The sequence below is a fragment of the Paenibacillus sp. sg306046 genome, from assembly GCF_059821225.1.
Genome location: NZ_JCAMRT010000025.1, coordinates 39,383 through 54,377, shown reverse-complemented (window position 1 = coordinate 54,377; position 14,995 = coordinate 39,383). Strand labels below are relative to the sequence as shown.

The following is a 14,995-nucleotide window of genomic DNA, read 5'->3' as shown; positions in this document are numbered from 1 at the left end:
ACAAAATGCAGCCCGTCTCCAGAAGGAGGTAGCTGCATTTTTTATACTTAAAGACAATGTATAAATTTGTTTCAAGGCCATTTGCAACTCTCCGGATTATTAAAAAACACTCGTGGGATCATCCGGATCATAAACATTTTTGGTAATTGGCTCATAAATATATACTTTTGGTCGACCGTCAGGAACGATGGATGGCTCATAAGCATCGAACAAAACTAAATTATAACCATAACTTTCACGACTGGATGAATAAATTATTCCTTTGAATCCTGCCTTGCGCGCACAATCAGCAATAAAAGTTGTAATAAAATATTGCGGTCTCCATTTGCTATTTCTATCTAGGACTTTCTCAAATATGCAACGAGATACAAGCAATGCATACATTACATCACTATTTGACTGACCAATATTATCCCAATCATGTCGTAAATCCAAAATGTCATTGATACTGTCTGTTTGTGAATACGATTGTATCCATATTAATTTCGAATCGTTGGGATTATCTAATGTCTCCACCATAGCTAATTTCTCACTATCAGCAATATAAAGCACACTTTGTCCAGGATGATGAAACCTTCCTCCGGAGGATAAACCGATTCCTGGGGCGTGAAGATCTTTTGAATCAAATACATCAGGGCGATCAACAACTCTTGCTCTAGACCATTTACTTGGAGTAACTGTTACAGATTCTGCCCTTCTTTGAACAACTTCTTTATAAATCTTCCTACCCATTGGATGATCAAGTGCCAGGGATGGATAATCTTCAATATGTTTTCTAAACCCCTCAATCTTATCGGCATATTGCTTTAAAATTCGATTGTAACGCTCTTCTTCAGCGATTCGATATCTATCCTCTGTTCCAACGGTTCCATAGCGTTCTATACTAGAAGAGCCACAGTTTGGACAATGCAAATGTTCAGCAATATCATCACGGTACTTTTCAGGGCAATTGACGCTATCCATAATCTCATCAACAGTGGTTTTTTCTCCATGAATCCAAACATAATCGCCACCATCATACGGTTGGCAAGTTACGCAATATTTCAATAACACCTGCACCTTCTCACGATATCTTTCCGCTGCTTTATTTAGATCCGGTAGAAAATCTGAATAATCCACGCACTTTGCCTCCTCTTTAACCTAATTCCCCAGTGGATCACGGGCAGGACAAATAGACTTTATTAGTGTTTACAATTTTTAGGTGATATAGGAGGCAAATGGCTTAAAAGCCATTCTGTATCGTTAGTCATTAACCAAACATAAAGACTTTGATACTTCTCCTTTAGTCCAGTACGTGATAAGTGGGGATGCTCGTTCCTAATCGCTAAAAACTCATCCCTTCTTTGTTCCAATGATTTGTTTAATGTTCTTTTCCTTCTCTGATTATTTAACATTTTTCGGATACCAGGCTGGTATTTTTTCAGCCAGAGAAAATCATGAGTGTGCAGCCATGTGTAATTACTTCCACATAATTTTCTAAGTTCCTTCGGTGTAGCCTTTGGGTACTCTCGATAAATTATCAAAAATTGATTTCTTCTTTCCTCTAATGAGTATCTAGGATACTTCAATCCATTTCGTTCTATGGGGGGTGGCAAGTGTTGCTCAAACCATTCACTGTCATTAGTACGTAACCAAGTATAATTGCTTAAATTCAGTCGTTGAAGCTCTCCTCTAGAAATGTCAGGATAGTTTTTGCGTAGCTCTAGGAACTCCTCTCTTCTTTGTTCAAGTGTGACCCGCTGTTTCTTTTCCTGGCGCAATCTAATTGGTGGTTGATTTAATGAAAACCATTCGTTATCGTGTAACTTAAGCCAAGTATAATTAGAACTCTCCAGTTCTTTAAGTTCAGATCTTGTGGCATGAGGATATTTAATCAAAAGCTTAAGAAATTGCTCCCTCCTTTCTTCTACAGTTCTTTTAGATCTTCGATTTGATCGCGGCGGCAGCTGTTTCAACATCCATTCCTTATCGTGAATAATCAACCATTCATAATTACTAGGATGGATCTGCTTCAACTCTTTTCTCGTTGCTTTAGGATGCTGCCGCAGAATTTCAAGAAACCCCTTCCTTCGATCTTCTAATCTTAGTCTTTCCCTTGTATATTTCACATTTCCTCGGAGCCACTCTACGTCATATGCTTGCATCCATTTAATGAGCTTAGGTTCGATTTTGGTGATTTCAGTTAGGGTAATCCCCGGGTTATCTCTAGCAATGTCAGTAACTCGATTTCTTTGCATTTGCTTCACAGCAAGCATCCGTGATTGATGGAGATTTATTTTTCCAAACCGTTCTTTTAATCTGAGTCTTAAAAAAACAGTGCCTACACCAAGTTCTTGTGTCATTTCGCTTAAATAAACAATATCATTATTTAGTAACTCTTCGAATTTTGCATCCCATAGTTGCCCGGTTTGCGGAATCAAATCATACTGGTAGATATCCTCCTGTTTTTTATCCGGTCCTAATCTTGAATATGTGAACTCGCATTCTGTACATTTAAATATCCCCCGAGGCTTCGCAAAGTGTCTTGTATTCTTGAGTTCAACTGAGTCAACAACTTTTTCTGTGAATTTCGAACATATTTTATTTAAGCAGGGCCAAGGCCCATTTCCAAAAGGAGTGTACTTAATGCTCCGGGATAAGAAATTTTCGATAGTCCCCCCGAAAAACAGTATAAGCAAAAGCACATAGAGAGGATGGATAGTCGTCTCCCTTTTCCAAAAAATCTTGTTAATTCCCCTTATCGCTTCTCCCTGAATTGAAACTCCGATAAGATCTAATAATGATACGGGAAATCTTTTTATGAAATCAGGAAACAGTTTTTCATACAAAATCTTAGTTGATTCTACATTTTGATACTCCTTTATCTTTGCATAATCAAGAAATTTCTTATGAACATCCTTACGGAAAAAATGTCGATCTGACGTGAGTAAAAAGTTGTTTTCCTGCGCGATAAGCAACAAATCTTCGTTATTATTTTCTGCAATAAGTTCTAACGAATGCCCTTTGTTACAGTGCATCGGGGTTATGATTAATTCCTGATTTGAACCGCTGGTAAACGGTTCGCTGCAAATTGGGCATTCAGTTAATAACCAAACGTTATGCTTATAGCATACTTTTGAACCCGGTAAGTGGTGCGCTCTGTGCCAATAGGGCTCTCCGTACTTGGAGATGTCCTCTTTTGCACATAAAGGACAAAGATAAAGTCGTGCAACATTGCTCTTATCTTGATTTAGTCCAAGATATGCCGAAGGATTAGCTCTACTGCTTCCATGCAGCATAGCATCAAATAGCCCTTTTCTCTTTTCCTCGGACAAAAACCTTGCGTAGTATGGAAATAACGTGTGCTTCGTAGCCAGTTCGTTCGCACTTAAACCTATTTTATAGTTTCTTGAAAAGTATTCCAGCCTAGTAGGCCATAAAACGTGGATTGTCTTTTCAACATTACCAAAGAGCTTATTCGTTGTTTTCCTTACTGTTTCATTTCCATTAAAAAAGTGTATCCGTGAACAGAGACTATAAACCAGTTCATCCGGATATGGTCGCACTCCGAGCACTTCTTTCACCTAATCCCGATATCATTATGCTGAAATAGTATCTTGAAAGTTATAGAAAGCCTCTTGTATTTTGCTAATCAAATAGTGTTCTACATTTTCCGTTTTGACAACCCGAATTCCGGCTTCGCGCAAAATCCTCCATTTAACCGGTCTTTGACCTTGCCGTTTGATATTGCTGACTGCCCAATCAATTTTTCGAATTTGATGTTGCTCTTCCGTTTCCAAATTGATTTTCAAGAGGCCCTTTGTAATAGGCAGCTTATTAAGATGTTGCTCTAATAAGGCAAGCTTCCCGATAGAACGACCAATTTTGGAAAGCGTTATCCTCAAAGGCTTGTTCTGCCCCATACGTAGCTTTATAAGTGCTTGATTTATTTCCTGAGTGATCTCCTTGTCGCGTTGCTTCCAATTTACTCGTAGTTTTCTTTGTGGTTGTTTGTGGAAACTGGGCAAGGAAGAAAGGAGCCACTCCCTATCATGTCTGTATAGCCAGCTATAGTCTTTTGCATTTGCCTTCCTAAAACATTCGTAGCTTTGAAAATCATGGATGTTATGCAGGAGACGTTTTCTTCTGATATCACGTTCTTTGCTCCTGTGAAGCGAGGCTTCATCTTGTTGTTCTTGTTTTTTCTTTACATAGAGATTAACGGTCCTCGAGTCTACATCTAAAGCTCTTGCAATTGATCTGATGCTGCCACCTTTCTGAAGAAGACTGTCAGCTTTAGCTTTCCAGTAATGACCGAAGTCTTTAACTCTTCCATAAGAAAAAGTATCCTCGACAGCCAGATCAGGTCCCCGCCGCGAGTAATTAAACCCGCATAATTCGCATTTAAACGAGCCAACCGGATTATTGGTATCCGTACAACGGGTGACCATTACCTTCTTGATTGTACCCTTTTTGTAATGGTCGGCTATTTTGTTTAAGCAGGGCCAGGGCCCATTGCCAAAAGGAGCCTTATCTGTCCAAGGAGACAACCTTTCAATCCCACACCAAAGAAATTCTATAACTAACGCATGCAATAATGGATGAAAGGAATGCCGCGGCTTCCTCAGCATGGTCGACAACCAATTGTTTGGCCCAACAGGTTTTGGTACACCGAGCTTTTTAAGAATATCGGGTGAAAACAAAGAAAGAAATTGTGAGCAAACCTCTCTCTGTTTAATCCGCCCCCCTACTGTACAAAAATTCATTTGAGCAAGTCGGTTAATGTACAGGTACCTGAGATCTGACGGAATTTCCCCCTCCAAACTTGCCTTAAATAAAGCTACTATTCCCTTCGATATTTTCAGCAATGTTTCATCCTTATTATTGGCAACCTGGGCTGAAAGATCATGACCCTGACTACAAAATAAGGGGCATATGGACAAATCCTTTGCATTGTTAGCTGAAACCGGTTCATTGCAAATTAAACATTGGGTAAGCAGCTCACATTGGTGAATATGACAAAGCAAGTTGCCTGGCAATTGATGCTCTCTATGCCAATAGGGCTCACCATACTTCCGGCTGTCTTCCTTAAGGCAACTAGGGCATAGCCGAAGCAATTCACTTACCTTTACAACACTAGCCATTACTCCGGATGTTTGATGAACGCTTCCCCCACGACCCTCGAGCATATGTTTGCTGATCGAATCAATTTGTTTTTCCGATAAAAAAGGCCTGTAAAATGGAAAAATCGTATTGCCCTGAAGCACTTCATCAGCAGAAACATGAATAATACTTAGAATAGGACGAATTGTTGTTGGCAGATCCACTGATGTTTTTTTATGATCTAAACCATAGATTTTTCTTCTCGAGGGCTTAATACCACTATGGCCATGCAGATGATGGTATCTTGCCACTAAACTTACAAGAAGCTCGTCCGGGTATGCTCTCATAATACCTCCAATCATAGACCAAGTCTGGACCGCACATCTTGAACATGGCCTGCCTTTTTTATCAAATGATACAATGTTGCGTTCTTTTCTTTCTCCTTAGAAATTAGAACGGCGAGCAGTCCATTAGGTTTATATTTCACTTGTTGTGGTTTGGAACCTTTCTGTGACTTTTTAGGATCTTCATCGGTTACTGGCATCTTCACTTCACTCTTATTTGCGAAGGCTGCTTGAAATGCCGCTCGTTTCCAATGGTTTACATCACCTACCTTAGTTTCAGCAGCTGCAGACTTCGCAATTTCTTCTGGAAAATTAGCATCCATTAACCAATGAACGATTTCTTGCAACTGCTCATCCTGGCCTTGTTCATATAAAACCTCTTCCAAATCAATACCGCATGAATCAGCATAGACTTGCTTATCCTCTTTTGTAACGACCGTTGCGGGGTCATAGCTCATGAAGATATCCAGATATTTGAGCATCTCCTTTTGCTTTCCACTGCGAAGAGCATCTAACGGTGGCTGTAAGAGTTGAAATTGATCTTGGGCCACAGAATGAATCACCGAGGGTGTGATTAATTCATCAACACCAATAACTCTTTTTTGAGACTCCTTAAAAATTTTTATTACAAGGTCTGGAATGCCTTGGGATTCGAAATAGAGAGCATCTTCAATCTCAGGGGTTAATTCTGCTTTTTTCAAAGTCCATTGATGACCCCAAATGTACTTTAATAGGGTTTTCCAGTCCTTATCTTTCCTATCTAGTCGGTCCCAGTCGACACTTCCTTGGGCCGTAATCCTCTTAATGTTCCGGAATTCCTTGGTAAACAGATGGCGGGCTTTAGGTGTCCCAATTAATACTATAGGAACACCAATCGTATTAATAAGGGTGTTAAAGAAATTCAGCATAATTGCCGCTCCACCGGATTTAACCTCATGCAAATACTGTATTTCGTCGATCACCAACACTCCAAGATGGTGCTTCAATGCGAGCGAAGACATCACTCGTATTAACTCATCCGTCTTGTAATCGACGTAATCTTTATAATCTAACCCTCCCATCAGTTCCCCGATTTCCTCGATAAAGTTGAGACAAAGTTGTTTTATTGTTCCAGTCACTGGACAGTCGATTTTCATCCATACCAACTGTCTTTCTTCGTACTGTTCATGAATGATAATTTGGGGGTAAATATCCAGGATTTTTGATATTCCCGTGCTTTTACCTGCTCCAGAAATACCGATAATTCCTAAACCCGAAGATGTTGGCAATGGGACATGGTACGTTTTCCTCTCCAATTCAGCTATTTCAGGCTTTTTGAAAGACAACATCGCGTTTCTCATGCGGCGAACATGATCTGCATTTGTTATATTTCGAGACAGGTATCCTTGCCTGATGAAAATGGAAAGTTTTTGTTCTACCTCAAGATGTTTGTTCAAGGGAATGACGAAGGTAGAGAGTCGCTCCACACAGTGCTTGCGCTTACTGGCTGAAAGCTGTAACTCCTCATGTTTAAACTTTTTGAGCACTTTTATCTTCTTGGCGGCCTCCATAGTGTCCAAAATCTCAGGAAGGGCTTCGATCATTGGGAAGTCCTTGTAATCTTCAATGCCTGTTTCTTTGTACTCCGCAAATTCTATTCTACCCCGTAAAGGTTTCCTAGCCTTCAAGGTTAATCCTCCTCTTCTAGAGCCAGCCATAACAAATCCGTATTATCTTTTGGCGGCACATAGCCTGGCATTGTTTCCGTTTTTGGGAAGGGGATTACATTATCGGATTCTGTCTGTTTGTTTATGCCATTTTCCAACCCCCAACTTCTCTTTTCTCGTTCTTCCTGTTTGGCATTATTTCGATTTTGTTTAACATCCTTAACCTGAACGCTTCCGTCACCCGTATTGTTCGAGGTGACCTTAGCAGACTTAACTGTTCTTTGAAACTTATTTATCAGATTTATTTTTGCTTCAGTATTTTCTGACTTCCCTTTTCGGGCCATTCTTGCTTCATACGATATAATGTCAAGTTCTTCTTCCCACCTAACCTCCATTTTGCGAGCAACAAACTTCTCATTCTGCTCGCTTAATCTATAACATTCTTCGAACGAACCGTCCTCATGCCGCAAAAACAATCTTGATGTATCACGAGGATCAAAGGAGTACTCGACATCAAATTTCTCACCATTCCTTGCCCGAAAACGCCAGCTCTCCTGTTCTGCAGTGACGCACGTATAAAGCTCTCTGTTAAACTTTATACCACTTGCGGTAAACCGACTTTTCCGAGACGGGAGCAAATTCATTCGAAGTTCATCTCTGCTAACAAAACTGAGGGAGCCGAGGCTATTTTTCCTTCCCCAATGCCAAAGCTCAATCGGGATTGGCTCGACAGCATCAGTGACCATTGCATCGTTTCTTTTATATGTGGTCATATAATGTTTGTTGTGATATCTCACGTATTCGATCAAAATGGTCTCAAATTCATGGATATCTAATAGACCCTCCATTTTGGGACCTTCATCTCCACGTTCGCGCATACGTTCTAAGATACCACCCGGTGTCCACCTGACGTAGATTTCATTACTGACATCGAATTGTTTCTCGACAAAAGGTTTCCAGTCCGGACGATACGCAGGAAGATGTTCTAACTTTACATTTAAAGTTTTTATAAGATGAGCCGGCTTATTGCCAACGTATTCTCCACGATCCGTTGTCAAACGTTCAGGAAGTCCAAACGATGGCCACTCATCAGGAGAAATATCGATGCCAAATCGTTTACAATACTCCACTTTGTCAGAAGCTGCATTCTCCAAAGCAAGAGCCGCCCCTATCCAACTGGGTCCCTCCAAACCAACATATAATCCTGCGATTAAACGACTGAATACATCTACCACAAAATAAATCACTGGCCTGCCTATCAACCAATTTCTATTTTTACGGTTTACCAAATAAACATTTCCTATAGTTGCATCAATTTGATAGAGAGAGCCGGGGCCAAATGCTTGCCCATCAAACGTACCTTCTATTGCCCTAAACTTTAAATTAACTTTCCTCTGGCCATATCGTTTCCGACTTTCTTCATTAACATCACGTTCTTTTCGGTACCAGTAATAAAACTGGCGAAATGTCGGTCTTTCATGCTCCGGTTTTAAAATAATTCCTTGTTCGGCATCAATACCTGCTTTATAATAGGCTCCAAGCATTAACTCATAAACTTCGTATAATGTCTTCTTGTCCCTTTTGTTGTACCAACGTTGAATGGCTTTTCTGAAATGATCCCTTTTGATTTGTTCTGTAATATTTTTGCCGGCAAGTGCAGGATCTAATTCTGAGTCTTTGTTGGGTCTACCTAATTTCTTTCCAAGCCCGTCTCGTGTTTTCCCCTTCCCACCGCATTTCGGGAAATCTGGCAACAGGGTATTAAGTGTCATCCCTCTTTGCCAATACTTTCTCAGATTGTTTCTGATCAACGTTTTTGAAACATTGTACTTTTCACTAATTTCATCAATAATAATTCCACGAAGCCTCTTTTTAAAGATATCGGTAGCATTTTTGCCCGTAACAACTTCCTCCAAATATCCCCATATCTTATCGCGTATCGCCTTATCCTTTTCTTTTAATTTGGTATCGGGAAGCAGCACTCTTGGGATCACATACTCTGTAAATTGAATGTTCCCTTCGAGGATTTCATTCTCGATGATAGCGCGATCGTGAACTTCGGGCTGTGCCGTTTCATTTTGGATGTCAATCGTAACTATGACTTTGTTATTCAGCCAAAGCACTCGTAATAAAGTTGGTTCTACATCCACCAGATCCTTTGCCTCATCCAGATGCGGCCAAGCTTCTAGTATGCTGTTTCGATAAATATCAATTTGCATAACTTCTTAGTCCTTCCTTTTCCCCCGATGCTTTTATCTGAATAATTTGAAGTGGCACATTGAAATCGATAGGCTGCTCCATATTAACGATCCACTTCTTCGTAATGATTAAGTGCCGCGCAATTGTTAAGCTGTTCCCTGGTAATAGTCCTAACTTGTCGTCGACTTCATTCGTAATATCGGTTAACTTACGAAGTCTTTTCATAATTTGTGGTTCCATTAATCTTTTTACTTTTGCAATAGTGCTTTCAGTAATTTGATATTTTGAGAGATCATATACACTATGAACTTGCTCCACATTCTTGGCATATGTCACCGGAACATCTTTATCCGTGATGAGTTCCCAGATCACTCCGCGTCGTTCCCAATAAATGCGCTCAATCTCCATCTTCTCGACTTCCCTTGCCGTGATTTTCTTAAATGGCTTAAAGGAAACCGCAACTTCAGATCCATCAACTAATTTAACCAAAAAGTCGGTAGTGATCACTTTCAATTCATTTGTACTAGGTTCGATTGGGTGCTCGACATCCAAAATTCTTGCAATCTCAATCGTCTCCTCAATATTATCAAGTTGTGAATCAAGCAATGGAAACTGCTCCCTTACATCAGTTACCAAGTCTGACCAGTCTAATAATAAAAAATAAAAGTATTCCCACTCCGATAAAAACAAATGTTCACGTCCGTTCTTAACTCCTTTTGGCCTGAAAGTCTTTCCAATTGACGATACTTGCTTTGCAGTGAACCATGGAATATAGTTCTCACCTTCTCCTTGTCCCCTACCTTGCTTTACCCATCTTTGAATTTTTGTTTGAATCGTTCTGATCGACACTATTTGATCATTCCTTTCATTTTTAACATCCATATAACAAATAACTGACCAATCGACATATATATTAAAACGAAAATTATGGGAAATAAATGACTAGGTTTGTATTCATTTCTATATTCAGTTCTATATTCAGTTCTATATTCAGTTCTATTCGGTTTCAACTATTAAAAAAAGTTCCGGGTAAATCCGGAACTTAAGCCGATGGGGAAATCTTATGATGTTAGGAACTTCTTCTTTTCATCATCAAATGAAGAGTATGAAGTTGCCCCTCAAGTTCCTCGATTATCCATTCCAATTTCCTCATGTATTCCATCATATCTTGTTCAGTTCCCTGAGTAATAAACCCAGGAACCCCTTTTTTCTGTACCTCAATGATTTTTTCGAAGTCCTCACTTCTTCTCTTCATGAGAGGGCCCATTCGGGTCTTCCTATATTTCTCTATTAGATTCTTGCATCTTCCCCAAACATCCAAATTAATTTGTAAATGTATTAATTTGTAGTAATGATCGCAATCCTGTGTAAACGGATAATCATAATATTTTTTGTTTCTTTCAATACTTAATCGGTATGTTTCTACAATCCTTTTAACCTCATTCAACAACTCTTCCAAATTAAGTCCCCCAAGGTTTCGTTTTATCTTAATCCAGTCTTTTCTCTGGATCTTTTTTTATGTATTCGTCTCAATTCTTGCTTAAGGTTTTGAATGCTACGAAAATAGTTCTCTAGCTTGGAACCTTTATATTCATGTAGGATTATCATGCGGCAACATTCCATTTCAACTTCTGTGGGAATGTAAACTCTCTCTATCGAATTCGGATGATATACAACTTGAATGGTCCACTCGCCGAAAATATGAGCAAACTCAAACCACCTCTCTCTAATCGCTCTTTCGCAGCTATAATGGTTGTCCTGAAACTTAATGCCCTTTGACGTTACCAAAGCTTGACCAAGGAATAATGACGTGTTTTGCATATATACACCTCATTCAACGTATTTGTCTCTATCATTGACCTATTACGATAAAAATATACTATATTTATATTAAAATATCGGATAACACGATATTTACTGCAACAATATTACAAAACAATCAGAAGCACACTATAGTTTAAGGAGTTTGAAATTGTGAAAGAGTACGGAATTAGCAAAGTAAAGAACACCTTACAAAAAGGAGATAAAATGCGAGGGGATAACTAGAAATGCAATTCGCTGCTTGTCATTCAGAAATATTATTAAATCAAAAATGAATTTATGGTTTCAAAACCTGCGCCTGCGGCAAGATTTCTATTGACAGCAGTCTTAAAACGCTCTCATCCTCCAGGTCATTATACAAATTGGTTTGAGGAGCTTTCTGAATGGAAAAGCCCTGGTTTCGTTAAGTGCTTTCAGAAGGGGCATTTTGCGTAAGAAACAATAAATGGCGAGCCACTGCGACCCAAATAGGCTCACAACGCTTCGCCAAAGAAAGATCCTTTCAACATTTCCGATTACATACGAAATCATAAAACATACTATCAAGTGCGGTTTAGTTTGATGGTAAAACTCATTATCCTATCCCCAGTCATCAGTAAGATTCAATACTCTTTTACAGATATCGCATTGAACCTCGATAACTAACCCAATACCCGTTGGAATGAATTTGTATATAAACTTAGCCCCGGCCACATCAACTGCTCTACAGGAGTCCCACTCCCGTATTCTGTTCTCCATTCCTTCGGTTATTTCGAATACCATTCTAACCCCTCTTTATTATTTAATTATCGTCATCCTTCATAAATCCATCTATTTTCCTGCCCAAACGGTAAATTAAGAACATCAAAAAACCGATCGCTATCGCTTCAACGGCACTACCCCATTCATGATTTATTATAAAACCTACGCCTAGTCCCAGCATTATTACAGTAAATACCTTGAAAGATGGATTCTCAAGCTTATCTAACCACCGCTTCATTAGCAAACCACCTCTTCAAAACGTCAGATCCCGATTTCACCTTACTCCTTACTATTTCCCCTACTCGATACTTTAATATCACGAAGGCAGCGGAATAACCCGTTTTTTTAATGATCCATGTTTACCATACTTACTGAGCGATATTCGCCACTTTGCTCAATTATTAATGCATTTAGATATTTCCCAAATTTGATGCCCCCATCGATGCCAATCATTTGTCTACCAAACCACGGTGTAAAATTATCCTCATTCCCATGTAACTGAGAACAAGCCTCGTGCCCAAAGATAACCGTTTTACTTATTGGCAGTGAGCCGTCCTTTCGATAAAATCGCCCGCGAATCCAACGAAAATTTCTTCGAGATGTTAATTTCCAATCATTCTGTTTAGGATCAATCCCCGCATGCACATAAATATGGTTATCATCTTCATAATAGCTGGGCAAGTTTCGTAAAAAGCAAATTTCATGTGAGTATTTTTGTTGAATATAATTCCGTGTTTCCGATTCGTTCTTTTCCCACTGGAATAGTGGACAAAATGACCGAATAGTTTGTAAGCCCCCGATATGATGGCTTCTATATCTAAATCGGGGGTATTCGTCGCCATCTAGCCATCGAATAAACATCTCATCATGATTACCGCCAATTATCCGGACATTTGAATTTTTGCTCATTAGTTGGATCATTCTTACAACTTCTAGTGATGCTGGCCCCCCGTCTACATAATCGCCCAGTAAGACAAGTTGATCATTAGAGAGACTGTAACTAACATTTATCAGCAATGATACAAAGGTTTGATAATATCCGTGGATATCGGAAATTACAATTGTTCTCAATTAACCACTTCCTTACTACTGAATGGTCCTTCTTTTGTATCGCCTCGGAATGATACTTGGCTAAGCCACGAGATTACTGCGATTTCATTGGGCTTTCCAGAGTTATCTCCTCACACCATATCATGTCCATTTATTTTTTGCGGAGTTATTCATTTCTCATCTATGAAGAAAGATTAAAAGAAGGAAACTACTCGTTATCTTAAAAGCAAAGTATTTCATCGTTCACGAAAAACTATTGCGCCATGAAGATTCGGTTTTTAATTCTATTCCTTTTTCGTGATCGCGCTTACCAAGAAACTCATCTTCTCTAGCTGTAATCGGATCATACCAATCAGCTTTCTTCTTTGCCCAGTCGATCCATTTTAAATCTTCCCCTGACAAATTACGGAACGATTCCAAGGTTGCAACAAATGCCCTGATCTTGCACGCCACCGCGTAATCCTGTGCCATATTTGTCAATGCAACTGTGCGCTCAACTTCAATCATGTATTTTTTTCGGCGTTCTTCTCGTAATCTCTCTGATTCTTCACGTTTACGACGCTCTTCTTCACGGGTTTCTCGCTCTTTTCGAATAATTTCAGATGATTCATACATCTCGATCAGAAGAATTCCTAATTGGTCTTCCACAATGGAAGATTTGGTATCACGAAATCTTTTATTTTGAATATGATTTATATTGATGCACAGCTGCCCGTTAAACATATAATCATATTTGCGTAAATTCGGTTTAGAAGCCCATGAGTACCGTATTTTATCTTCCTCATATTTACGAAGCTGATTTTCTTCTGCCTTTGTTATAACGTGATTGACTTTGTCCTGCATTTCATATATCTCTAGAGATAGCGATTCATTCCGGATAATAAATGTGAGAGATTCCGTCACAGAGCCTCCCAGCTGTTCTATAACATGAATTAGTGCCCCAAGGATTCTGTAAACACGCGGAAGCGTATCTTTCGAAATCACGCCTGCTAAAAATGGAGGGCTAGACTTGTATGAGTTGTAGTTTTGACGGCTTCTTTGAGCACCGACCTCTTTATTATCGTTCTTGTTCCAATCACTTACAACGTTCTTATGTGCTGCAATTTTAGGGTGTGTCTTAACCTTTTCATGCGGGATCTGTAATTGACTCGCTGCATCAAATACCTTGTTCCTTTCATTCTCGTCGAGGAATGCCAACTTATCTAAGAAGCTATTGTGAGCGGCTTCAGAACAAGAACGATTGCCGATATTTTTTTCAGTTTTGCTTGATTTGGAAAGTGATAATGTCGCAGCATCTAATCCTGCTTCTAAGACGTCTTCTCCCCCAAGATTATTCTGAATAATATCAGCATTGTTTAGTGCGTCCCCATCCTGCTGCCTGATCTCAGGTGCCGCCTCTGGAATTGTTGCCATACCCTTATTAGTATTCTTAACTCTTATACGCGGCGATTTCGCACGAGGAATAGAGACTTCATGTAATGTTGAGTCTGGAAGAGGTGGTTTCGATACCGACTTTCCGAAATTTAATTTCGTCCAATACCCTGATGGAGGTATGGGCACATTTGCATCTTTACAAAGCTTATATATGATGCCGTACGATGTACCATATTTCCTAGCAACACCAGCAAGCGATATTTCCCACACCTCGTTATAGATCTGCTCGCGAGACAGGACTTGAGGTTGTTCCTCGGCCATCATTAAGACCTCCTTCTCAATTTGAAAGGACTTTTTCAAGATAATTTTCTGGTCAGATTTGTAAGCTTCAGATACCGCTTTTTGAAAATGTTTTAGTAACGCCATCCTATTCGTTTCTTTCGTTCAATAAAAAAACTAGATCTTTCTTCGTTTGCTCAAACTGCGAAACGATCGTCTCCAGATTCTTCTCTATGCTTTGAACTTGATTGATTCTACAATGCTTATACGTAATTATGATTAGTCGTTCAGCAATAATGTGATAGCTCCAACTTTCGGAGCAACGATCCTCATTATGAATTGCAAACCTTATCGGCAGGCGCTCATTTCTCATGCCGATACTTACAGCCCTTGGAGCGATGCCATTAGTTTTTGTAATGTTTCGATAAATGTTGAGGTTTTCCTGTCCTTTTACTGTTC

Annotated in this window: 11 protein-coding genes; all 11 read right to left on the bottom strand. The window is 39.4% G+C overall.

Features of this window, described 5'->3' with window-relative positions; all coding sequences use genetic code 11:
• Positions 1–99 precede the first annotated feature (99 nt).
• On the bottom strand, positions 100–1,119 hold the full coding sequence (locus AC6ROY_RS21360; protein ID WP_500102618.1) for an RES family NAD+ phosphorylase: 1,020 nt from the start codon (positions 1,117–1,119) through the stop codon (positions 100–102).
• Positions 1,120–1,181: 62 nt separating this feature from the next.
• Entirely contained in the window at positions 1,182–3,563 is a 2,382-nt protein-coding gene (locus AC6ROY_RS21355) for a TnsD family Tn7-like transposition protein (protein WP_500102617.1), read from the bottom strand.
• 15 nt (positions 3,564–3,578) lie between these two features.
• Positions 3,579–5,429, bottom strand: a complete 1,851-nt coding sequence (locus tag AC6ROY_RS21350; protein ID WP_500102616.1) for a TnsD family Tn7-like transposition protein — start codon at positions 5,427–5,429, stop codon at positions 3,579–3,581.
• Positions 5,430–5,440: 11 nt separating this feature from the next.
• Positions 5,441–7,093: an ATP-binding protein gene (locus AC6ROY_RS21345; RefSeq protein ID WP_500102615.1), complete on the bottom strand. Its 1,653-nt coding sequence runs from the start codon at positions 7,091–7,093 to the stop codon at positions 5,441–5,443.
• Between the two features lie 2 nt (positions 7,094–7,095).
• A complete protein-coding gene (locus tag AC6ROY_RS21340; RefSeq protein WP_500102614.1) occupies positions 7,096–9,291 on the bottom strand; it encodes a transposase family protein in 2,196 nt (731 codons plus the stop codon).
• Positions 9,281–10,120: a TnsA endonuclease N-terminal domain-containing protein gene (locus AC6ROY_RS21335; RefSeq protein WP_500102613.1), complete on the bottom strand. Its 840-nt coding sequence runs from the start codon at positions 10,118–10,120 to the stop codon at positions 9,281–9,283. The genes AC6ROY_RS21340 and AC6ROY_RS21335 overlap by 11 nt, the downstream gene beginning before the upstream one ends.
• A gap of 220 nt (positions 10,121–10,340) precedes the next feature.
• Entirely contained in the window at positions 10,341–10,730 is a 390-nt protein-coding gene (locus AC6ROY_RS21330) for a hypothetical protein (protein WP_500102612.1), read from the bottom strand.
• Between the two features lie 23 nt (positions 10,731–10,753).
• Positions 10,754–11,092 carry a Mu transposase C-terminal domain-containing protein gene (locus AC6ROY_RS21325; RefSeq protein WP_500102611.1) on the bottom strand — a complete coding sequence of 113 codons (339 nt, stop codon included), beginning with the start codon at positions 11,090–11,092 and terminating at the stop codon, positions 10,754–10,756.
• 781 nt (positions 11,093–11,873) lie between these two features.
• A complete protein-coding gene (locus AC6ROY_RS21320; RefSeq protein WP_500102610.1) occupies positions 11,874–12,071 on the bottom strand; it encodes a hypothetical protein in 198 nt (65 codons plus the stop codon).
• 107 nt (positions 12,072–12,178) lie between these two features.
• Positions 12,179–12,904: a metallophosphoesterase gene (locus AC6ROY_RS21315; protein WP_500102609.1), complete on the bottom strand. Its 726-nt coding sequence runs from the start codon at positions 12,902–12,904 to the stop codon at positions 12,179–12,181.
• Between the two features lie 222 nt (positions 12,905–13,126).
• On the bottom strand, positions 13,127–14,683 hold the full coding sequence (locus AC6ROY_RS21310) for a hypothetical protein (protein WP_500102608.1): 1,557 nt from the start codon (positions 14,681–14,683) through the stop codon (positions 13,127–13,129).
• Positions 14,684–14,995 lie beyond the last annotated feature (312 nt).

Excerpts from the sequence above, each read along its gene's own strand:
- AC6ROY_RS21320 (WP_500102610.1), bottom strand. The coding sequence starts at position 12,071 with ATGAAGCGGTGGTTAGATAAGCTTGAGAATCCATCTTTCAAGGTATTT.
- AC6ROY_RS21350 (WP_500102616.1), bottom strand. The coding sequence starts at position 5,429 with ATGAGAGCATACCCGGACGAGCTTCTTGTAAGTTTAGTGGCAAGATAC.
- AC6ROY_RS21310 (WP_500102608.1), bottom strand. The coding sequence starts at position 14,683 with ATGGCGTTACTAAAACATTTTCAAAAAGCGGTATCTGAAGCTTACAAA.
- AC6ROY_RS21325 (WP_500102611.1), bottom strand. The coding sequence starts at position 11,092 with ATGCAAAACACGTCATTATTCCTTGGTCAAGCTTTGGTAACGTCAAAG.
- AC6ROY_RS21340 (WP_500102614.1), bottom strand. The coding sequence starts at position 9,291 with ATGCAAATTGATATTTATCGAAACAGCATACTAGAAGCTTGGCCGCAT.